Annotated in this window: 23 protein-coding genes and 1 pseudogene; 9 read left to right on the top strand and 15 right to left on the bottom strand. The window is 33.4% G+C overall.

Translation table 11 applies throughout. From position 1 onward, the window contains the following. Positions 1-135 precede the first annotated feature (135 nt). The 15 genes from AD60_RS06915 to AD60_RS06845 form a co-directional block, all read right to left on the bottom strand. Positions 136-1,125: a M23 family metallopeptidase gene (locus tag AD60_RS06915; RefSeq protein WP_103927517.1), complete on the bottom strand. Its 990-nt coding sequence runs from the start codon at positions 1,123-1,125 to the stop codon at positions 136-138. Between the two features lie 94 nt (positions 1,126-1,219). After that, positions 1,220-1,462 (bottom strand): RNA chaperone Hfq, encoded by a 243-nt coding sequence (hfq, locus tag AD60_RS06910; protein WP_103877053.1) that lies wholly within the window; start codon positions 1,460-1,462, stop codon positions 1,220-1,222. 26 nt (positions 1,463-1,488) lie between these two features. After that, complete coding sequence (gene miaA / locus AD60_RS06905) at positions 1,489-2,400, bottom strand: tRNA (adenosine(37)-N6)-dimethylallyltransferase MiaA (protein ID WP_103927516.1); 912 nt, start codon at positions 2,398-2,400, stop codon at positions 1,489-1,491. After that, a complete protein-coding gene (locus tag AD60_RS06900) occupies positions 2,397-3,167 on the bottom strand; it encodes a class I SAM-dependent methyltransferase (RefSeq protein ID WP_103927515.1) in 771 nt (256 codons plus the stop codon). The genes miaA and AD60_RS06900 overlap by 4 nt, the downstream gene beginning before the upstream one ends. Continuing rightward, positions 3,124-3,411 (bottom strand): hypothetical protein, encoded by a 288-nt coding sequence (locus AD60_RS06895; protein WP_146048835.1) that lies wholly within the window; start codon positions 3,409-3,411, stop codon positions 3,124-3,126. The genes AD60_RS06900 and AD60_RS06895 overlap by 44 nt, the downstream gene beginning before the upstream one ends. Before the next feature lie 75 nt (positions 3,412-3,486). Continuing rightward, positions 3,487-5,718, bottom strand: coding sequence for a carbohydrate ABC transporter permease (locus AD60_RS10400; RefSeq protein WP_199177867.1), 2,232 nt, complete (start codon positions 5,716-5,718; stop codon positions 3,487-3,489). A 15-nt stretch (positions 5,719-5,733) separates the two neighbouring features. After that, entirely contained in the window at positions 5,734-7,095 is a 1,362-nt protein-coding gene (locus AD60_RS06885; protein ID WP_103927514.1) for a carbohydrate ABC transporter permease, read from the bottom strand. Positions 7,096-7,125: 30 nt separating this feature from the next. After that, positions 7,126-8,454: a FliI/YscN family ATPase gene (locus AD60_RS06880; RefSeq protein ID WP_103927513.1), complete on the bottom strand. Its 1,329-nt coding sequence runs from the start codon at positions 8,452-8,454 to the stop codon at positions 7,126-7,128. Then, positions 8,441-9,139 carry a hypothetical protein gene (locus tag AD60_RS06875; RefSeq protein WP_103927512.1) on the bottom strand — a complete coding sequence of 233 codons (699 nt, stop codon included), beginning with the start codon at positions 9,137-9,139 and terminating at the stop codon, positions 8,441-8,443. Before AD60_RS06875 ends, AD60_RS06880 begins: the two co-directional genes overlap by 14 nt. Beyond that, positions 9,132-10,148, bottom strand: a complete 1,017-nt coding sequence (fliG, locus tag AD60_RS06870) for a flagellar motor switch protein FliG (RefSeq protein WP_103877046.1) — start codon at positions 10,146-10,148, stop codon at positions 9,132-9,134. Before fliG ends, AD60_RS06875 begins: the two co-directional genes overlap by 8 nt. A gap of 22 nt (positions 10,149-10,170) precedes the next feature. Further along, positions 10,171-11,718 carry a flagellar basal-body MS-ring/collar protein FliF gene (fliF, locus tag AD60_RS06865; protein ID WP_103927511.1) on the bottom strand — a complete coding sequence of 516 codons (1,548 nt, stop codon included), beginning with the start codon at positions 11,716-11,718 and terminating at the stop codon, positions 10,171-10,173. Positions 11,719-11,743: 25 nt separating this feature from the next. Beyond that, entirely contained in the window at positions 11,744-12,766 is a 1,023-nt protein-coding gene (locus tag AD60_RS06860) for a lytic transglycosylase domain-containing protein (protein ID WP_103877044.1), read from the bottom strand. Between the two features lie 11 nt (positions 12,767-12,777). After that, positions 12,778-13,605 (bottom strand): purine-nucleoside phosphorylase, encoded by an 828-nt coding sequence (locus AD60_RS06855; protein WP_103927510.1) that lies wholly within the window; start codon positions 13,603-13,605, stop codon positions 12,778-12,780. Between the two features lie 15 nt (positions 13,606-13,620). Beyond that, positions 13,621-14,133 (bottom strand): hypoxanthine phosphoribosyltransferase, encoded by a 513-nt coding sequence (hpt, locus tag AD60_RS06850; RefSeq protein ID WP_103877042.1) that lies wholly within the window; start codon positions 14,131-14,133, stop codon positions 13,621-13,623. A 172-nt stretch (positions 14,134-14,305) separates the two neighbouring features. Next, positions 14,306-15,040 (bottom strand): biotin--[acetyl-CoA-carboxylase] ligase, encoded by a 735-nt coding sequence (locus AD60_RS06845; protein ID WP_103877041.1) that lies wholly within the window; start codon positions 15,038-15,040, stop codon positions 14,306-14,308. Between the two features lie 174 nt (positions 15,041-15,214). Between AD60_RS06845 and AD60_RS06840 the strand changes: the two genes are divergently transcribed. From AD60_RS06840 to AD60_RS06800, 9 genes and pseudogenes are all read left to right on the top strand, one after another. After that, complete coding sequence (locus tag AD60_RS06840) at positions 15,215-16,321, top strand: FtsW/RodA/SpoVE family cell cycle protein (protein ID WP_103877040.1); 1,107 nt, start codon at positions 15,215-15,217, stop codon at positions 16,319-16,321. 3 nt (positions 16,322-16,324) lie between these two features. Further along, the gene (locus AD60_RS06835; protein ID WP_103877039.1) at positions 16,325-17,245 is read left to right on the top strand and encodes a glutamate formiminotransferase; all 921 of its coding nucleotides are present in this window, start codon (positions 16,325-16,327) and stop codon (positions 17,243-17,245) included. Further along, the gene (locus tag AD60_RS06830; protein WP_103877038.1) at positions 17,242-17,709 is read left to right on the top strand and encodes a 23S rRNA (pseudouridine(1915)-N(3))-methyltransferase RlmH; all 468 of its coding nucleotides are present in this window, start codon (positions 17,242-17,244) and stop codon (positions 17,707-17,709) included. The genes AD60_RS06835 and AD60_RS06830 overlap by 4 nt, the downstream gene beginning before the upstream one ends. Before the next feature lie 259 nt (positions 17,710-17,968). Continuing rightward, entirely contained in the window at positions 17,969-19,231 is a 1,263-nt protein-coding gene (locus AD60_RS06825; RefSeq protein WP_103877062.1) for an adenylosuccinate synthase, read from the top strand. 20 nt (positions 19,232-19,251) lie between these two features. After that, complete coding sequence (locus AD60_RS06820) at positions 19,252-20,724, top strand: NAD(P)H-hydrate dehydratase (protein ID WP_134080033.1); 1,473 nt, start codon at positions 19,252-19,254, stop codon at positions 20,722-20,724. 13 nt (positions 20,725-20,737) lie between these two features. Beyond that, entirely contained in the window at positions 20,738-21,394 is a 657-nt protein-coding gene (locus AD60_RS06815) for a thiamine diphosphokinase (RefSeq protein WP_103877036.1), read from the top strand. 15 nt (positions 21,395-21,409) lie between these two features. Further along, the gene (locus tag AD60_RS06810) at positions 21,410-21,886 is read left to right on the top strand and encodes a metallophosphoesterase (protein ID WP_103877035.1); all 477 of its coding nucleotides are present in this window, start codon (positions 21,410-21,412) and stop codon (positions 21,884-21,886) included. Positions 21,887-21,904: 18 nt separating this feature from the next. After that, complete coding sequence (gene yihA / locus AD60_RS06805) at positions 21,905-22,495, top strand: ribosome biogenesis GTP-binding protein YihA/YsxC (protein WP_103877034.1); 591 nt, start codon at positions 21,905-21,907, stop codon at positions 22,493-22,495. A gap of 76 nt (positions 22,496-22,571) precedes the next feature. After that, positions 22,572-22,904 (top strand): annotated as a pseudogene (locus tag AD60_RS06800) (ATPase); the annotation flags it as partial.

The following is a 22,904-nucleotide window of genomic DNA, read 5'->3' as shown; positions in this document are numbered from 1 at the left end:
TGCTTTCTTCGAATTTTTCACGAGATTTCAGGTTATCTTTAGAATTCCACGAGGTAAATTATACCAAAAAAATCAAATTCTACAAATGAAGAAAAATCATAGATTGTTAATGTTTAAAAATAAAATTAACATTTCTTATGGTTTTATGAATTTCAATTTATAAACTTTTTCATTACCCCATATGTCCTCTAAAACGATCTCTCCATTTAAATTTAAAGTCCTTGAAGTTTCATTAGAAAATGCTGAAAAGTCATTGATAACTATTGAAGATAAATAGTTATCAGAGTACATTTTCAGCCAATATATGGAAGATGTTGAACCATATCCAAACACAAAGTCAGCTTTGTATATTTCGGATTCCTTGATTATGCTAAAATCCAATTTATAGGTTAAAACCCCATTGATATACATAGAAACTTTTTTAGGAAGAATAGTGGAGTTGTTCCCTAATTTTTCACGTACTCTAATGTCTATCCGGGGAAAGTTACCTGTGTATTCTACAACGGTTTCTCCATTTTCTGTAACTTCAAAATATTTGTTATTGGATCTGATTCTCATTAATTCCAAAGATTTATTTCTTGATTCTTGATATTCCAAAAATTCAAGTGGATCATAAATGATGAATTCCTCTCCAGATTGCTTTAAAACCTCAAAATGCAAGTGAGGGGCTATAGCTTCCCCTGTATCACCTGAATAAGCTATAACCTCATTTAGCTTTATTGGGATTCCGCCTTTGGGAAAAATAATTTCGATCCGTTGATTCCCAAATTCGTTTTGAACTAATTGAGAATAATTAGATATTTTATCGGAGAAAACACTTAAATGGGCATATCCACTAATTAAATCAGAGTCTTCATGGTATAAAAATATTGCATTGCCGTAAAGAGGATCGTTTAACCAAATCTTATAAAGAGAACCTTCAGCTGCTGGATAAACAGGTTCTCCCTTTCTGCTAAAAGTAGAAAAGTCTATCCCTGTATGAAAATGTGGATCCATTCCAGTATCTCTGTATTCCCCAAAAGAAGCTGTTATGTATGAGTTTTTTATAGGTGGCTGAAATAGTTGAGAAATAACAAAAATAGAAAATACTAGGATATACAAAAATATCAGTAAAGTTTTTTTCAAATTAATTCCCTCCAAAGTTCTTTTGACGTTATTGTGTAAAAAATACTAGAAAACTACCCCTTGTTTCGGGGGGTAGTGTTTGCTTTTGCTTTTTCTACTCATCTTTAGACGGCTGTTCCTGAAAAAGTTTAATATATTTTGAAGGTGCCATCATTTTTATGGCATGTTTATAAACCAAGGATTGTTCGCCATTTTTTTCCAATAAAACCGTATAATCATCAAAAGATCTCACCACTCCGCTTGTTTGAAATCCCCCTTCTAAATAAAGTTTTACTTCTATCTTGTTAATCCTCAGAATGTTCAAGAATCGGTCTTGCAAATTAAATTTTTCTGCCATGTTATCACCCCTCGTATAAGAAAAATTTAAATAAATTCACATAATATTTGATCTACTACATCTTCTTGAGTTGTTTGGCTCAAATTAATCCATTTTGCAGATTCAATCTTACGAAAGTATATAATCTGCCTTCTGGCATAGTTACGAGTGTTTACTTTTATTTGATGAATCATTTCATTAAAATCGATTTTCGCATATAGATAGTGTATCACTTCTTTATAACCTATGGTGTTTAAAGCGTTAAGAGTGGTAGAATATCCTAAAGACAAGAGATTTCGTACCTCATCTATCAGGCCTTCATCTATCATTTGGTGGACTCTTTTATTTATCCTTTCATGTAATTCTTGCCTTTCCCTATCTAGTATGATTATATGATAATCAAAAGAATTGTTACTTTGCCTATTTTCTTTTACAATATCCCCCATTTTAATACCGGTTATAATGTAAATCTCAATGGCTCTAATGATTCTTTTTAAATCGTTTGGATGTATTTTTAGAGCTCTTTGTGGATCCAAATCTACCAATATTTTTCTCAACACGCCAGGATTATTTTTTTCTAATTTTCTTAAATAAGTCCTTAAACCATAGTCAGATTTTACATTTAAAAACCCTTTCCTCAAAGCATCAAGGTATAGACCTGTTCCTCCAACTAAAATTGGTGTATTACCTCTTTTTAGAACTTCACTAATCTGTTTCTCTGCTATTTTTTTATAATCAAAAGCTGTAAAATGTATACGTGGATCTATTGAACCAAATAAGTGATGAGGGACCATTTTTTTTGTTTCTTCATCAGGCACAGCGGTACCGATTATTAGATGACTATAAATTTGCCTAGAGTCCATACAAATTATTTCGCCATTAATTCTCTTGGCTATTTCAACGGATATCTCTGTTTTTCCAACAGCTGTAGGACCCGCTATAACTAAAACTTTGTTCACTTTTCAATCACTCCGAAAAATACCCCGCTTTTTTTACTTCCATTTTTTTTATCGAAGTTGTACAAATCCCATACACTGTCATTAGAACGTGCTTTGATTACTACTTTTTTCTTAGCTATTTTGACCATCTTTTCTAAATCTACTTTTGTAATTTTGTCATATCGAGCAAATTTCCTTAAAGGATTGATAGAGCTTGATTTGTACTGAGGATTCTCGAACATAGGATCACAATAAACAACGTCATAACTTTCTTCTTTTTGCTCGTTTAAAAAAATTTTAAAATCAGAATTGATAACTTCAATCTTTTTTGAGGCTTCTTTCATCCAGTTTTCTTTATAATCGTAGTTTGTTATATTTTCTACAACGACCGCATATATAGGAAAAGAAGCCTCTAAACCTACTACTTCTTTACAAAAATGAGACAATAGTAAAGCATCACTTCCAAGTCCGAGAGTTAAATCAAGTATAATATCGCTTTTTTGTGGGGACACAGCGTTTATTAAATAATCAATTCCGTTCTTTAAATAATTGTTTAATCTTATTTTGGAAACAGACGGATGGAAAAATAATTTTCCATCCTCCCATTGAAAGTTTAGCGATAGTTTCTTATCTATTACAAAATAAAAGTTTTCTTTGTTCATCTGGAGCTTATTTCTTTCTAGGTAAACACCACCGTATTTGTTGGCTAGTTGCAGTGCTTTTTCTATTTGATTTTTATTTGGCTTATGGGAAGTTGTAAAGATCCATTTGCTGGAATTCTTCACCATTTATTATAACTCCTTCGTCAGCTAATCGATTTTTTAAGTCCAATAGGACTTGGTTTCTCTTCAGGATTTCATCATTCAGTTCTTTTTTTCTTTTTTCGATTTCATTGTACTGTTCTTTTAAATTGTAATACAAATCTATTTGCCTATATATTTGAAAAGAGACGAATCCCAACATGAATATTATGGCGCTTAAAAATAAAAGTCGCAAAATAAAAGAAATATTTAGTTTTTTATGATCACGCAATTGTCTTTTCTTACTTTTGCTTCTATCTAATTCAATAAATGGAATTATACTCACTTCCTAAGTTGAATCTGATATTTAACCTTTCAATCCAGTTCTTGCGATACCTTCTATGAAATATCTTTGCAAAAATATAAACAAAATTACTATAGGAATCATAGTAAAGGTAGATGCTGCCATTAAAAGATTATAGATCTCTCCCGCATCAGTTCTAAAATTTTGCAGTCCCACTGAAAGTGTTCTCATTTCAGGACTTTTGGTCACGATCAAAACCCATAAAAAGGCGTTCCAGCTTCCTACAAATTTTAACAGCGCACCTGTTAAAATTGCAGGTTTACTAAGTGGGACCATAACCGTCCATAAGAATCTCCAACTTGAAGATCCGTCTATCTTAGCAGCGTCCCATAACTCGTTTGGGACAGTCATAAACTGTTGTCTGATCAAAAATATGGCAAAAACACTAATCACCCACGGGATGATCAAAGCATAATAACTGTCTATCCAAGAAAATCTACTAATAGTTATATAATTTGGTACCAATAGGACCTCTCCAGGTATCATCATAGTGGCTAAAAAAGTTATAAAAATAAAGTCCTTTCCCCAAAAATTAAGTTTCGAAAATGCAAATGCAGCCATTGAGGCGAATATTATTTCTAAAATCGTAGTTACTAGAGCAACGAAAATAGTATTTATATAGTATCGAGAAAACGGGGCAGCATTCCATGCATCCACATAATTTTGAAATATATTCCCTAATACCTGATTAAAAGAATATTCAACTTTTCCAGATGGCACATCATCAACCAACCAAATTGATGGTACGTTTACTGTGTATATTTCAATATTTGAATTGTTTTTGTACAAAATCATATCAACAAAGGACGGTGCGTTAACAATATTTACTATGGAGATCGTATCAAGAAAAAACTTATTGAATTCTGTTAATATTCTATCATATTCTTTTCTTTTTTCCAATATCCTAGAGAACTCTTCTTCTTTTCCTTGAACGTGTTCTATTAAAAAATTATAGTCGGAATTAGGGAGTAGTTTCTGGGCTTGCTCAAGAGTAGCCTGGTTCACTGATAACGTTCTGATGATTTGCGTGTATTTTGAAAGGTTTCTAGGATCTTCTATTAAGGAATTTCTTACATCATATAAGAAAGCGTTCTCAAGATATGAAACAACTTCTTGATTCAAATTATCTATATCTCTTTCGTTAGCCAATGAAATCACAATTTGTTTAAATGACTCAGGAAATTCACTATCCTGTATTCCATTTATAATATTTTGATACTTTGTTTTTCTGGTAGGAACGTCGAATATTATGTTCACATCTTTAACTTTAATATCTTGCTCCACACTATATTTTTCTTTAAAATACATATAGAAAGTTAAGGTGTTGATATCTTTCATAATAGGCTCGTAAATATTTTTTTGGATCAAAGTATTAGTGTTGGATAGTATGCCATCTTCAAAAGTTTGAATCTCAGATAAAAAATCAGCGAGTAAATTAATTATTTGTTCTACCTCATATTCACTAATTATTCTTAACTCCGCTGGATAGGAAGATAGTTTTGAATTCAAATCGTTGACTTTCGATTTTATTGTTTCCAAATAATCAGAAAATATTTCTTTATTTCTTGTAATATTTTCTTTTTGACTTTCTGTCATATTCGGATTCGTTCTAAAATATGGTAAAAGGTTGATGTTTCTTTCAAGGGTTATATCTATAAAATTTTGAACTTTGCTTATACTTTGCTGTGTCCTTCTTATCGTAGTAGTTTGTTTAAAATAACCGTTCTCTTGGGAGAAAAGACCAAAATAAATACTTTCGAAGTTTTCAAGTGAATAATCTTCTACAGCAAATAAGCTCGATAAATCTTCTCTTAATTCAATATTTGAAATATAATCGTATATATCAGACATCATAACTTCGATACTTGTTTTGTGAGTGTAATCGATTTTGTTTAAAGAGAGTTGGACCCTTCCCCGACTTACGAAGTCCCCATCTATTTCATAGACCAATTTGTATGGATTGTAGCTCTCTTGGGTTGATAAGATTCTAAATTCAGATAAACCTAAGCCTGTTCTTGGAGAAGGCTTTGAGGGAGTTAATTTCAAATTTAAATCCCATTCATTCTGAAAATTTTTTGTTGTCCATGTTGGAGGCCACAAGTTGATCTCACTACTTGTTTTCAAAGAGGTCATTACCATCCAGGCAAAAGGCAAGAGCATAACAATTGCGCTTCCAGCTAACAGTATGTAAACTATCAAAGTCCAAAGGGTTTTAACAAACTTTGAATAATTCAAGTATAATTTCCTCCCTTAAGAATCGTAATATATTCTTCTTCTGCTACCTCTCATCTGAAGGATTGTAAACAATAGAATAATTCCAAAAAGCACGTAAGCAGCAGCACTAGCTCTTCCCATCCTTTGTTGAACATAGAACATATCAAACACGTAGTAAACCATGGTCATTCCACTGTTGTTGTAAGGTCCGGGTATACCTACATACAGAATAAAAATCTCATCAAAGACTTTAAATGCACCAATCATTGCAACTATGATTATAAAAAAAGTTGTTGGAGATAGTAAAGGTAAGGTAATGAACTGAAATTTTTGAAAGGGCGTAGCTCCATCCACTTCAGCTGCTTCATAGTAAGTTTTATCAATATTTTGTAAACCCGCCAAAAAGATTATCGCGTAATATCCCACCATTTTCCATATAGATATTATTGCGACGGTGGGTATCGTAAACTTCTGATCCTTCAACCAAGGAATTTTGGAGAAACCAATTTGAGTTAAAATATAGTTTAATAAACCATTGTCATTGAATATCCACTGCCATACTAATGAAATTGCCACGACACTAGTAACAAATGGAATAAAATAAACTGTTCTAAAAACAGTTTTGCCATATAATTTCCTATTCAATAACAAGGCTATTAACAAGGAAAACAAAATGGTTATAGGTGTGGAAAGTAGAACATAATAAGTGGTATTCCATATCGCCTTGATGAACAACGACTGTTCTTTTGCCAAAGTCAAAAACCTAATAATTTCCGGTACTCCTAATGAGTAAAAGGTTATCCATAATCCAATAAACAAAATTATACGGAGAAAAATCTTATTAGACATTTGATCCAAAAAGCGCAAAGATAACAAAATAGTGTAAAAAACTACAAGAACTAAAGCGCTTATTACATTCAGATACTGTATTGAATTAATAGTTAACAAAGAAATTATTCCCAATATACTCATGGAAATAACTAAATATTTTTGGTTAGGAGTCTTTACCTTTTTTAGGTCAAAGATTAAATGAATGATAAGAATATTGGTCATGAATATTAGAAGTGTATTGAAAAATACTTCGTTGAAGGTTATATTCACAGGCCTATTTAATTTAAATAATTCTATATAATTTTGAAACCCAATAAATATCGGATTATCTTGATTTTGAAAATCCCACTTAAAAAAGCTCAGATAGAAGGAATAAAATATAGGCCAAAAAACAAATATTCCCAGAACTACAAAAGAAGGTAATAGGTACAAATAAGCTGAAATACTTTCTTTAACTTTCCTGTATTTAGGAGGTTTTAAATATCTTTTTGATAACATTCGAATTAAAAGCAAGAAAAAAACAATCATTATAACATAGATGATGATGGCATATTCAGCTTTCAACAATATTTTCTGCCTCCTGCTATTTAGTTAAATCTAGTTGTACTTTTGGTATATTTCGAATAACCTTTTCAACGTTTGTTCAAATGGGGCTTTTTCTTCTATTCTCTGGATTAAAAAATTATTTATATTTTCTATTTCTTCCAAGGCTATATCTACTTTTTTATTGCTCCCCTTCTTATACGCACCAACCTCGATTAAATCCTTTGAGTTGACATAGCTAGCGTAAATATCTTTAATAAACATAGCAGCTTTAAGGTGTTTTTCATCTACTACTTCTTTCATCAACCTACTTACACTGGAAAGGATATCTATCGGGGGATAATGCGAAGAATCTGCGAGGCTTCTTGAAAGAACAATATGACCGTCAACTATACTTCTTACAGCGTCACCAATTGGATCGTTCATATCATCGGCTTCAACCAATACTGTATAGATTGCAGTCATACTTCCTTTTTCTGAGTTCCCGGCTCTTTCTAAAATTTTCGGCATATTTGCAAAGACGCTCGGTGTATATCCTCGGGTGGTTGGTGGTTCGCCAATGGAAAGTCCTATTTCTCTCTGAGCCATAGCCCATCTAGTAATCGAATCTACCATCAATAAAACATTGTAACCTAAATCTCTAAAATACTCTGAAATAGTGGTGGCTGTGTAAAGAGCTTTTACTCTTAGTAAAGCAGGTGAATCTGAAGTTGAAACTATTAAAACAGATTTTTTTAGTCCCTCCTCCCCTAGATCTTTTTCAATAAAATCTTTAACTTCTCTTCCTCTTTCTCCTATCAACCCAATGACGTTTATATCTGCTTCCGTGTTTCTGGCGATCATTCCTAATAAAGTACTTTTCCCTACGCCACTTCCTGACATTATTCCAATTCTTTGGCCTTTACCAAGAGTTAAAAAACCATCAATCGCCTTCACTCCTACGGATAAAGGTTCTTTAATCCTGTTTCTTAAAAGAGGGTTAGGCGCAGCTCTATATATACTTTTACTCTCATAGCTCTTTATTTTGGAACCATCCATTGATCTTCCTAAACCATCCAACACATGTCCTAAGAGTTCTGAGCTAATTTTCACGTTGATTTTACTATCTACTCTTTCTACCGGTGCTCCCACATAGATTCCGCTTACATCCTCTAGTGGCATCAACAGTACTTTATTATCGGAAAAACCAACGGTCTCTGCAAAAATCTTTGAACCATCTTTCAATTTTATCCTACACAGGTCCCCTAAAGCTACACTGGGACCAATTGATTCAATTGTGACACCTATTATTCTACTAATTTTACCTTCCAGCTCAAATAAAGGTCTGTTTGTTAATTTATCTGTAAAATATGCTAAAGATGAGGCGAAACTATTTTTTTTCATCTAAAGCTTCCTCCAACATGTTCAAAATGTCTTCTAAAAAAGTCTGAGGAGTTAGATCGAAAATCCCTTGCTCTGTTTCCAAAACTATTTGGTTATCTTTCAAAGAAGGATCTTCTATGATGTAAAAAAAGTCAGAAAACTTTTCTCTTATTAAATCGGCGTATTCTTTATTAAAAGAAGGACTTATTTTAATTTTGGAATTTTGTAACGAAGAAAGTTTTTTTTCAAAATTCTGAAAAATAATTTCCACCCACTGAGGAAAGTCAATCTTTTCTTTAAAATATCTTTCGACAACAGCTTTGATAGTATTTTCACAGAAAACCAAGCTTTGCTGTGACAACTCTTTAATATATATATCATACTCTTTTGAAATCCTTTGAATTTGAGTTCTAACCTTTTTAAGCTCCTCTTCAAGGGCCTTCTTCTTATCTTCTACGTATTTAATTAGCTCTTCTTTTACCTTTTGAGCTTCTAATTCTGCGTTTTCAATGATTTTTTGGCTTGTAATTTTAGCATTTTCAATTATTTTTTCAGCTTCTTTTTGAGCATTTTTTTCAATCTGATCTTTAAATTTATCCTTTTCTCTTTTTTTTTCTTCATATTGTGTTTGCTCTATCTCTTCTACAGATAATTCAAAGGCTTTGTCTAACACAACAAATTTATTATTTACAATTCTTTTATTCAATCAGTTCTTCACCTGCCCCACCACCAGCTATAATAATCTCACCGGACTCTTCAAGTTTTCTGATTACGTTGATGATTCTTTGCTGAGCCTCATCTACATCCCTAATTCTAACAGGTCCCATGAAATCTAATTCTTCTTTTACAATCTGTGAAGCCCTTTTGGACATGTTTTTAAAAATGACATTTTTAACTTCTTCGCTAGAACCTTTTAAAGCCATTGTTAAATCCTTACTATCTACCTCACGAAGTATTCTTTGTATAGATCTATCGTCCAACTTGACAATATCTTCAAAAACAAACATTCGTCTTCTAATTTCATCGGACAGTTTTGGATCTCTTTCTGAAAGTTTATCAAATATTTTATTGCTGACCGCCCTATCAATATTATTCATTATTTCTGCGGTAACATCTATCCCACCAACCTGAGAAAAAGTTTGAACGGTGAAAGCGGAAAGACGATCCTTTAACCTACTTTCTATCTCTTTTACGATATCGGGGTTTGCAGAATCCATAGTAGAAATTCTTTTTATCACGTCTAATTGTAAAGATTCAGGCAGTTCAGAAATAACTTGAGAAGCTGCTTGAGGAGAAAGATAACATAAGATCAGTGCTACCGTTTGTGGATGTTCATTTTGTAACACATTAACCATCTGGGAAACATCCACTTTTTTTAAAAATTCAAAAGGTTTTACCTGCAAATTCGATACCAATCTGTCTATTATATCTATGGCTTTTTCTGGTCCAAAAGTTTTTTCCAGAAGATTTCTCGCATATTCAACACCACCGGTGTTGATGTAATCTTTCGCCTTTATATATTCTCCAAATTCGTCCATAACTGTTTTTTTTGTTTTTTCATCAATTTTTTCCAAATTTGCTATTTCTAAGGTTAACTGTTCGACCTCTTCTTCATCCAACTTTTTTAATATTTTACTAGCTTTCTCAGGCCCCAATAATACCAACAATATGGCGGATTTTTTTAAACCATCTAACTCTTTACTCTTTTCAGCCATTTAAAACAACTCCTTTTAACCTTTAACGAGTTTTAAGCCAAGATTTAATGATATCTGCAACCTCATCTGGATTATTTTCCGCCCAAGTTGCAATCTCTCTCAATCTTTCTTGTTCAGGTGAAACTTCTTCAACCTCTACCCCTCTTTCTTTCATCGCTTCTTCAACTCTTGATTCTAATTGTCGCTTTCTTTCTTCGACGAGTTTTGAAGCCTTTCTGGCTCTACGAGCTCTAGCAACAAGGATGATAAGCATCATAATGAATGCGATTACAATTATAGTAATAACAATATTCGCGATTCTTTGTCTTCTCTGTTGTAATTGATATTCAACATTTGCTCTCATCGCTTCCAAATCTCTATTGAACCGTATATCAACTAAAGAGATATTATTTTCAGGTGCACCAACAGCTGTTGAGACTGCTTTTGTGATTTGAGACCTCAATTCTTGATTATCGTCAACTTTACTGTTTTGAAAATCGATAAAGAGCGTAACACTCTTATTAGATATTTCCCCGCTTTTATCTTCAATCGTCCTTTGATAAATCTCATTGACATCGTAGTTGGTAATAACATCAGAGCTACTGTAATAATTTCCTGTACTTGTAGGCGTTTGATAAGTATAGGGGGGGATGTTCGAATCAACACCCGGTACTCCTCCTGAAGGAGAAGAACTACTTTGTTCTGACCTAGTCTGCTGGCTTAAAATTATTCCATTTTCATCAACAACCGGTTCGACTTTTCTTTGTTCTTCTTCTATTTTTTGCCATTTTAATTCTATTTCAGGAACCACAACAACATTTCCTAAACCAAAAACCGATTGTAAGCCGCTTTCTACTTTTTGCTTATAATATTTTTCAATTTCGGTTTTTAACTTAAATTTAGTATCAGCACTACTAATATCTTCTCCCACGGCAACCTGAGCACTCAAATCGTTAGAAAAATTATCTACTACTTTTACATTCTCTGGGTGCAACCCAGCTACAGCTCCAGCTACTAAATTAATTATCCCCTTAATTTGGTTTGAAGTTATACTCATTCCAGGTCTCAATACTAGCAAAACAGAGGCTGAAGGCTTTGGACTTTCACCAACTTGGTAGTAAGTTCTTGGAGGAATAACCAAATGAACGCGAGCGCTTTGTACCGATTGTATAGAAGCTATACTCCTAGATAACTCTCCTTCCAAAGCTATCTGATAGTTGACCTGCTTATCGTAACTGGTAGCTCCAAAACCTTGATTCTGAAGAAGCTCATAACCTTGAAGCTTGTAACCCAATGAGCCTTCGCTGGCTAATCTCATTCTCAGTTCTGATACATTCTGATTCGCAACGAAAATATTACCATAATCATCTACTTTGTATTCTATACCCATTTCTTCGAACTTTGTTACAATATTACCAGCATTTGCTTGATCCAAACCTCCGATAAAAAACTCATAACTTTTTCTTGAAAGTAATATAGAAAAGAATATTATCAACACAATAACAGAAAAAAACAAAACTATATAGTTTCGTTTTTTTCTTTCTTCTAGATTTTTCCACCAATCTCTAATTTGTTGCAAATACTTTTCCATATAGCCATCCCTTCCAGAAAAATTTTTAAAAGGCTAATCTAAAACCTAAATTTATAGAACTTTCATATACTTCATACCCAACGAAAAGGTCTAAGTTGTATATTGAAAAATAACTGGAAAGTAGCAAATTGTCAGTATGTATTAATATTTTTGAGGTCCAATTATTTGTTAATTCGTGTTTATAAATTAACTCAGGATTTTTCGGCCCTTTCAGAATAAAGTTTTGCCACGGTAAACCTATACGCAAAACAAGGTCTTCAGGAACGGTTTTCCCTTCAATACCAAAACCTAAATTCGTTCTAGGTACATACAAAAAGGTATAACCATAATTTGTTTGGATGTCCCTGAAATCAAATTCTTGGATTTGTTCTAAAGGAAGCTCTAAACCAACATTCCCGTATATTTCAACTTTCCTATAAGCAAATCCACCTTTAAATTCCGTAGATATTTTATCTTCTTCATCTTCTGAGTAATAAGACACTCTACCTCCTACGAAATAAGGGGAATATATTTTTGTGTTAGAATAATTTCGTTGGGCTCTTTTTACCCTCTCGTAGTATGTCTCACCAGCAGGAGACACCTTCCCCGCCATAACTGCGGTAGGTCCATCATGGTATGCTATAATCTGCAACCTTTCATCATCAAAAAGCCGCCGAAGATAACCATGGTATTCTAATGCCCCTTTTAGATTGTCATACGGATCAAATGAATTATAAACGTGTAAATCCACTGCCGTCGGATTTTTCAATTGAAATAGTCCCATCGCCTTAGAAGACGAAATAGCATGCGTATAATTAGACGATTCTACCATCATTTGCCCGCCTATCAACGTTCGCGGTTGGGACCACACACTTTCTAACAATTTATTTGAATCCATTATCGGATATTTGTTAATAGAATAAAACTCAATTCCAAACTTCCCAGTGGAATTTGAATTGTATTCAAAATAAGTATCCGGTTTCATGAAAAAGTAATCGTAAACTTCATAATAAGAAAAGAAAAAAACCGGCAGAAATATAAAAGTTACTAAAGAAACAAAAACTTTCAATAAAACACCTTCTAAAAGATATCTATTAAGTCCATTATGATATCTGCTATACTTTGTCCAGTTTTTTCTGCAATCTTCAAAACTTCTTCTGCACTAACTTCTTTCAGTTGCTCAGGAACAGCTTTATCTGTTATAGCGCTGATACCTAAAATCTCCATACCAGCATGTTTTGCAACAATAGCCTCTGGTACAGTCGACATCCCTACCAAATCAGCACCAAAATTTCTCATCATAGCCATTTCAGCAGGTGTTTCAAATGTAGGACCACTTAAACCCAAATAAACACCAGAATATACTTTAATATTTAGTTTTTTAGCGGATTTAAAGGTTTCTTGCACCAAAGATTTCGAGTAAACTTCTGTCATATCAGGAAATCTAGGACCCCAATCATCGAAATTTGGTCCAATCAATGGATTGTCACCAAAAAAATTGATATGATCTGTAATTATGCAAGGCACACCAACTTCAAAATCGGGGTTTAACGTTCCTGCCGCATTAGTCACTATGAGAGTTTCTATACCTAATTCTTGCATCACCCGAATTGGAAAGGTTACCTCTTTCATGGTGTACCCTTCGTAGTAATGAAATCTTCCGTTCATCAGTAATGTATCTTTACCACTCAAACTCCCTATCATTAATTCACCTTTATGGCCGGGAGCGGTGGAGCTAGGGAAGTTTGGAATATCAGAATAAGGGATTGAAAGAGGATCCTCTAAATTTTGAGAAATTTTCCCTAATCCAGAACCCAAAATAATCGCGATTCTAGGTTTTTTCATGGTTTTTTCTTGAATATACTTAGCTGCTTCTCTGACTTTCGATACGTACTGTTCAATATCCATATTACATTTGCCTCCTTATTCAATATATCCAATGTACGGTAAGTTTCTATATTTTTCATTATAATCCAATCCGTATCCTACCACAAATTTATCTCCGATTTCAAATCCAGGAAACCTTACTTGAATTCCATGTTCGTGAATTGTTTTTACAACTATTGATGTAATTTCTAAAGAGGAGGGATTTTGCATCTCTAAATATTTTACTATATATTTTAACGTGTTTCCAGTATCTACAATGTCTTCAACTATTAAAACATGCTTATTTTCAAGGGGCTCATCAAGCCAACTTTTTACCTTTACTTTTCCTGTAGTTATATCCCCTGAGTAACTAGATACCTGTATGAAATTATAATTAACGTTTAAATGTATCTTTTTTACTAAATCACTAAAGAAATTAACAGATCCTTTTAACACACATACCGCAACAATTTCATCAGTTATACTTTTATAATAATTTTCTATTTGGCTAGCCAAATCCTCAATCTTTTTTTGTATCTCCTCTTCTGAAATAAGCACTTTTAGCGCCATTGTATACCTCCCCAAAGAAATAAAAATTACTCTCTGCATCGTTACTCTTTTAAAATCAAAACTTATTCCCCAAAAAGAATTATTATTAAATTTTATGATTAATTTTTACAGATTGAAGTTCAACAAATATATTGTATCATAACTATCAACCGTTTGTCACCTTACTTAAAGATTATAGCACAATTAATTCCCCAGAGTTTAGTTTTTTTATCTCCCCGTTATCGTCTATTATCTCTAAATAATCTGACTGAATATCGTTTACTTTTCCATAAAGAGTTCCATCATTTTCAGTTGATACTTGGACCCTATCTCCTATTTTCACATTCAAATGATTTAACCACAATTTTGTTATAGCAGAAATCGCTTTGGGTTTGAAGTATTTTAGATAATATGAATGGTAAGCAACATGGTTCAATTCATTCAAAAGTTTTCTCAATGCAATTTCTTTGCCAACGAGATCTTTTAAAGCAATTGAGCTATTGGAGACTTCTTCAGGTAATTCGTTGTTAACGTTTATTCCTACTCCCACTATGACGCAACCCGGTGAACCCCCATTATAAACACTTTCTCCTAAAATTCCACACACCTTCTTAGAATTTATCAGAATATCGTTAGGCCATTTAATGACGGGGTTCAACTTATATTTTTTTTTCAAAACGTTGTAAATTACTAAAGAATACATTCTCAAATAATAATATGGAATCAAAGGTCTTTTACGGGGTTTAAAAAGCACAGAAAACCATAAACCTCCCAAGGGGGAATACCACCTACTGTTTTTCCTTCCGTAACCTTCTGTTTGTTCCAAAGCCCAAACTACAGTTTCTGATGGTAGTTCATTCCAGTGTTTTTTAATGTAGTTGTTTGTCGAATCTACTTTATCCAAAAGAATTAAATTGTCGCCTATCATTATTGGACTTTTCCTCCTCTTAAAAACTCTTTAGATAGCGCCCCTTCGCTACGCTCCCCACCGATTCTATACCTTTAAAAGCTTTAAATTTACTCTTTAATATATCAGTATGATATAATATAATGTTGATAAAAGGCAAGCTCTTATCGAAATTCGTAAAGGGAGATACTTTAAGTGAATTCTTTTTCTATTACAAATTTAACAGGTGAAAGAAGAGAATATATAAAAAAAATAGAACTTATCCTTGTTATCGCTTACGTGTTGTTGGCAATTCTAGGATTTTTATCCGTTAAAAGTGCAGTAATCAATAGCCCTTTAGAGGGAATAGAAAATCAACAATTGATGTGGATTATTATAGGGTCCGGTTTTTTTGCCGTTACCATCTTCGTTCCAGAAAGGTTTATTAAGAAATATACCCCTATTCTATTTTATTTAGTAATTCTTAGCTTGGTTTTGGTACTTTTCACCACACCAGTTAGTGGGACTAATAGATGGATAAGGCTGGGACCTATAGGTTTTCAACCATCTGAAATATTTAAGTTGGTATTGTTATTATATCTCAGTTACGTTCTTTCTCAAAATGATAATAAAAGGTTTTACTTTGCATCAATGATGATTTTTTTTTCTACAGCGTTAATATACAAAGAACCGGATTTTAGTACTTCAATTATAGTATTATTTACGTGGTTTGCTCTAGTTTTTGTTTCAGGAAGGTTCGAAAAATTATGGCAGTATTCTTTAGGATTAGCTTTGATAGCCAGTCCAATAATTTTTTACAACCTCCAAGAATACCAAAAAGGAAGGATAACAGGCTTTCTCTTTCCTCAAACTTACTCTCTAAGTTATTATTATAACACCGCTCAGGCGATAAAAGCTATAGGTTCTGGTGGCCTGTTAGGGGTAGGATATATGAATGGATATATGAATTTGAGTGGGTTCGTACCTGAAAGTCATACAGATTTTATCTTTGCCGTTATCGGAGAAGAGTTTGGATTTTTGGGGGTAACCTTGATTCTAATACTTTATTCAACAATACTTTGGAGACTATACGAAGGGTACAAAAAAAGCGAAGACCTTTTTTGGAAGTATTTTTATGTTGGATCTGCATTTTTGTTCTTTTTTCATATTTTTCAAAATATTGGAATGAATCTAGGCATGTTACCTATTACAGGGATTCCTCTACCCCTGTTATCAAATGGGGGTTCTTCTTTTGTTACTTTTTCTATAATATTGGGAATTGCAACAAAAGGTTTAATGGTAGAAAAAAACATTACGAGGTGAACAATGATGAAAATCGTAGAGACCTTACCAAACATTAGTGAAGGGAAAAACAAAGAATTAATCAACAAAATCAAAGACCTTTCTGAGAATTATGATAAGATTTGGTTTATCTCTTGTAAAAGTGATGAATACTTCAATAGGAGCTTCATCAGTGTTGTAGGTGAATTAAACGAAATTGAGGCTTTCTTATTTGAAATGGTGAAAATATGTGTGGAAAATATAGATCTCAGAAATCATAGTGGTTATCATCCAAGATTAGGTGCCGTAGATGTTATACCAATTGTTCCACTAATATCAACGACCTTTGATGAGGCGAATAATCTTGTAAAAAGATTAGCAAAAAAAATCTCTGAAAGTTTTGAATTGCCTATATATCTATACGAAAAATCCGCCAAAAACGAATACCGTAGAAATATTAACACCTTGCGAAAAGGTGAATTTGAGTTCTTAGCGAAAAAAATGTCTTTCCCTGAATGGGAACCAGATTTTGGTCCAAATCACCCTCATCCCACTGCGGGAGCAACTGTAATGGGAGTCAGAGATTTTCTAATATCTTTGGAATTCCATATAAGTACTTTAGACAAGTGGTTAGCAGAACAAATAAAACAAGAAATAGATTTGAATTTACCTGCTAGTGTATTTTTAGAAAGAAAACAAAGCGGTAAATTCAGTCTCACTTTAAATGCAAAAGAGGGGGATGTATCTCTCTATTTGCTTTACAGTAAAGTTAAAGCGATAATAGAACACTTTGGATGTGAAATAGAGAAAGTATCCCTGCCATCTCCTTTAACGGGAAAATTGTTTTTACAATCGTTTAAAAACTTAATAGGTAATTTGGATGGAGAATTATTTACAATAGAAGAAAAATTGTTAACCGAATCAGAGATCTCCAAAACAAAATATATTCCAAATGAAGAAAAATGACTAGAATCATAGTTATTGGACCTTTAAAAAGCCCATATATAATAGATGGAGTCAAACAATATTTAAAGTGGATAAAGAAGTTTGAAAAAATTGAACTGATACAACTTCCTTTGTCCGGTGATTTAAACAAGACACCTCCTTCAATTTACAAAGAAAAAGATTTCAAAAAGTTCGAAAAATATTTCCCGGATTCTTTCAACGTTTTATTGGATGAAAGAGGAGAACAGATGGATTCTATAAAATTTTCCCAATTTTATGAACAGATAAAAAGCTCATCGGGATCTAAATTCATAAATTTTATCGTTGGTGGTCCTTTGGGCCATTCTGATAAAATTTACAATAACGCTGATTCTATTTTATCTTTATCCAAACTAACTTTCACACACGAATTTGCCGTATTGATCCTTTTAGAGCAACTGTTTAGAGTTAATAAGATATTGCACAATGAAACCTATCATTATTAAGGGGTGAACCCCTTAAACTCCCCAAAATCATGTGTCATTTGCGAATCAAATGAAGATTAGGAAATCGCCCCAAAAGCATTACGAATAAAGCTTTTTTGCAAAAAAAGCAAATGAGGGTATGGAAATTACTCTAAAACAATTACAAAAAGACGTTTTGCACGAAGCAGCAAAAAAACTTCGTTTGCACACTACTGCAAACAAAAGTTACCGAATTTTTATCACTGGAAGGGAGGAAGGTACGTATCATCGTACAAAAATGATGAAAAAGATGTCGATTGTGGGTGCCCAATGGGGCGATGAAGGTAAAGGTAAGGTTGTTAACTACTTTTCAGAAAAGTTTGAATGGATAGTACGCTTTTCAGGAGGAGCGAACGCAGGTCATACCATTTATTACAAAGGCAAAAAATACGTGAATCACATGCTTCCTTCTATTATGCCCAATTCTCAATCTAAAGGTTTTTTAGGTGCGGGAATGGTTTTAGATTTAGAAAAACTAGTAGAGGAACTAAATATACTAGAAGCAGATTTTCCTGGAATGTCCTCTAAATTTTACATTGATTTAGAAACCTTTTTGGTACTTCCGTGGCACAAAGAAGAAGACGAAATTATAGAAAGTATGAGAAAAAAGCCTATAGGAACAACAAAAAGAGGAATTGGACCTGCCTATACCGATAAGGTATCAAGGGAAGGTATAAAACTCTACTATCTGTTCGATGAAAAAATGCTTAAGGAACGTTTGGAAGATATATACTACCTAAAAAGTACTCAGTATGGCAATAAATTAAAAACTTCAAAAGATGATGTGTTTGAATACTTAATGAAAACCAAAAATGAATTGGAGAAATTGAAGATAAATTACGCTAGTGCGGTAGAGATGGGGAATGTTTTCAGAAGTACATCGGTACTGTTTGAAGGAGCCCAAGGTGTTTTGTTAGATTTGGATTTTGGCACCTATCCTTTTGTCACATCGTCTTCTTGTATGGCTCATGGAGTTTCCTCCGTAGGTTTTTCAACGTTCGAACTAGATGAGGTTTATGGCGTACTCAAAGCTTACACAACACGGGTAGGATCGGGGCCTTTCCCAACAGAAATTTTTGGAGAAGAAGCTGACAAAATTAGGGAATTAGGAAAAGAATATGGGGCGACAACTGGAAGACCAAGAAGGGTTGGTTGGTTAGATCTCCCTGCCTTGAGATACGCAAAAATAAGGTCTGGGTTAACAGGGCTTGTAATCACCAAGGCAGATGTTTTAAACGGGTTAGATAAGATAAAAGTTTGTACACATTATGAGGTCAACGGAAAAACAAAAGATACTCCATCTTCTTCTTATGACTTTTTTGTTGCCAAACCTATTTATACTGAATTGGATGGTTGGAAAGATACCAACGATATTAATTTCTTAAAATATTTATCGTATATTGAAGGACAAATCGGAGTTGATATTGACTACATTTCTTACGGACCAAAAACCGAAGAAATGTGTTCAAAAAATGATTTGATATTGAACATGGAGAACAAATAAAAAATCTAGGGGTGAATAAATTGAAGATAATTACTTCCTCCCAGGCAAAATTAATAGACAAATTGACTATAGAGAAAGGAATAGCCTCAGAAACGCTGATGGAACAAGCGGCTTTTTCTGTGGCAGATATAGCAGAAACCTTTGAACCTACTTCCATTCTCTGTGTAGTAGGAAAAGGTAACAACGCAGGTGATGGAATTGCAGCTGGTAGAATTCTCAAAAATCGAGGTTACAACGTTGAAATACTTATAGTAGGCGATCCAACTCAAGGAAGTCCTGGCTTTAAAAAGCAACTCGAAATCGCCAAAAAATACGAAATTAATATTTATCGTTCCCGCATTGATGAGATAAATTATTCTCAATACGATCTCATAATAGACGGATTAATAGGTATAGGCTTGACAGGAGAAGTCAAAGGTGATGTTGCCCAAGCAATAACACGCATAAACTCTTCGGGATCAAAGGTATTGTCAGTCGACGTTCCATCAGGGATATCGTCTGACACAGGTGAAGTGATGGGAACCGCAGTTGAGGCTGATCAAACGGTTACCTTTGGCTTTTTAAAAATTGGCCAACTGCTTTATCCCGCAAGAGAGTATTGTGGAGAAATAAAGGTCGCACCTCTATCTTTCGACAACTCGTTGATAAACTCAATAAATCGGGAACTAATACTAGAGAATACCGTTAAGAACTTACTCCCAAACAGACCTGAAGATTCTTACAAGTACAAATTTGGAACGGTTTTGATACTTGCCGGTAGTGAAAAATACCCTGGTGCCCCTATCCTTTCAGCTATCGGGGCCCAAAAAACCGGGGCTGGTATGGTTAAGCTGATTACACCGGGTGATTCATCACACGTTTTAGCGCTTGAACCATCTATAATCTACAGATCCTTAAAAAAAGAACATTTTGAAGAAAAAGACGTTGACAATTTAAAGGAAGAAATCGAAAAATCTAACGTCATAGTTTTGGGTCCCGGTATAACTGAAAATGCAAAAGACTTTGTTACAAAATTGGTTAACACTTACAAAGATGACAAAAAGTTCGTTTTAGATGCAGACGCTCTATCAATTTTAAAAGAGAAAGATGTAAAATTAAACAAAAATTTTGTTATAACTCCTCATGTGGGAGAACTATCAAAAGTTTATAAAAACGTTAAAAATGATGTGTTTGGTTTGGAAGAGTACGCAAAAGAATTGAATTGTACCATCGTATTCAAATCATCAACTACCTTGATAACAAACGGCGAAAAAACATATTTCAACATAACAGGGAATTCAAGTCTAGCTAAGGGAGGATCGGGAGATTTATTATCAGGAGTTCTCGGATCATATATTGCTCAAGGCTTAACAACGTTGCAAGCTTGCATAATTGGAAGCTATGTGGTATATAAAACTGCAAGAGACCTATCCTTAGAGCACACAAATTACTCTTTAACTCCGAAAATAATTGCAGACAATCTATATAAGACAATTCAACAATTAAACTCATGAACCTAAAATCATTTTGGGAGGCGAAAAAACTATAGTTTATATAATATCTGGAGCAGAACAAAGAAGCTCGTTGGGATTTTATATGAAAATGATACAAAAGGCAACCTTGACAATCGCATGTGATGCTGGAATCAAAATCTTCAAAAAGTTAAACTCACCACCAAAATATTTAATAGGAGATTTTGATTCTGCTTCTATTGAAGACCTTCAGTGGGCAGAAAATAACAACACCGAGATATTGAAATATCCAAAAGAAAAAGATGAGATTGACACCGAATTGGCTTTAGTATTTCTAAAAGAAAATCACTACAAAAACGTTATTTTATCAGGGGTTTTGGGTAATCGCATCGATCAAGAAATGGCAAGTGTATTCCTCCTAGCCGAATACATAGATCTAAATCCTGTTATTCTTGAAGAAGACGTTAAAATTGGTATAGTAAATAAAATAGTAGAAGAAGAAGCCCAGATCGGTGAAAGTTGGTCCATTTTAAGAATAGGAGAACCCGTTATAGGGCTGACTCTTAAAGGATTCAAATATCCATTGAACAAAAAAGATATCTCTGATTTTAAATCCTTAGGCATTAGTAACGAAGCTACAGAAAATAAAATAGAAATATCCGTTGAAAGTGGCAAGGTCGTTTATATCAGGTGGATTAACAAAAAGTGGTAACTAAGGGGTGATCTAATGTGGTTAATATTATCTGACTCTCACGACAACATGGATAAACTTAAAAAGATCCCAGATTTAATTCAAGAATACAATATCGATACTATCTTCCATTGTGGAGATTTTGTAGCTCCGTTTACTTTACCGTATCTAATCTATGATGACATCGACTTTTATGGTGTCTTTGGTAACAACGACGGAGAAAAGTTATTACTTTATGAAAAATCTAATAAAAAGATAAGAAACGGACCAATCACCATAAAAAAAGATGGTAAAAAGATATTCCTCATGCACGAACCTTATTCCTTAGTTGCCGCTGAAAATTCTGGGATTTATGATTACATCTTTTTCGGTCACACCCATGAAATAGTAAGTAGAAAAACCGGTAAAACTATTATACTCAACCCAGGAGAATTTTCTGGATGGCTAACTGGGAAGGCAACTTATGGTATAATAGATCCTAACGAAGCAAAAGTTGAAATCAAAGAACTTTAGAGGAGGACCATTGACATCTTGAAAGTATACAAAGCTCAATTAATAAAAACCGTTTACAACATTGAAGATCTCCCACCACCCGATAAAAAAGAAATCGCCTTTGCAGGAAGGTCTAATGTTGGAAAATCGAGCTTTTTGAATGCCATTTTAGGCATAAAAATAGCAAAAGTGAGCTCTACCCCAGGAAAAACCAGATCCATCAACTACTATTTGGTGAATAACAAATATTATTTCGTTGATCTACCTGGGTATGGTTTTGCGAATGTTTCAAAACAAGAAAAAGAAAGATGGAACATATTGATGAACGAATACTTTAAAAATAGATTTTCTTTGAATGTTGTTTCTGTGCTTATTGATCATAGACATATGCCTCAAAAATTGGATTATGCTATGGTTGAATGGCTCAAAGATCTAGGCACACCTTTTTTGTTTATCTTAACAAAATCTGATAAATTAAAGAAATCTGAAAGAGCTAAACTTTTTGAAGAAATAAAAAATAGTTTTTCATCTTATGGCGAATATATTTATTTACCTTTCTCTTCAAAAACAAAAGAAGGTTTAAAAGAGGTTTTAAAAACTTTCGGTGAAATATTAGGTGATGTTGATTAGTTTCAGTCTGGGTGGGCTGCGGGGTGAAGGGGCGCTAAATTAAAATTTCTAAAGACCGTCAAAAGGGAGGGTTACAATGAGTTTTGAAAGAACGGTATTGATACCGGGGGAGGTATCTTATAGTAACATATCTCAAATACTAAATTCAAGCATTCTTCTAGAAATAATCTCAGAATTAATTGAAGATGCCCAAGAAACACACAATGCTCTGTATCCTTTTTTTCAATTATTTCTTGTGGATAAGAGCAAACAAAATGTTCGTGAAAGATACGATTTAGAACAAATTCGGCAACTACTCTTAGCTTTATCTATAAACAGCTTAGACCATTTAGATGAATCTTCTTACTTTAGTTTCCCAAAATTGTCTTCATACAGAGAAACGTTAGCCCTCTTTGTTGAAGATATCTTT

It is taken from the genome of Petrotoga sp. SL27 (assembly GCF_002924605.1).
Taxonomy (GTDB): Bacteria; Thermotogota; Thermotogae; order Petrotogales; family Petrotogaceae; genus Petrotoga; species Petrotoga sibirica.
The sequence above is the reverse complement of the archived record's forward strand: the minus strand, read 5'-3'. Positions and strand labels throughout refer to the sequence as shown.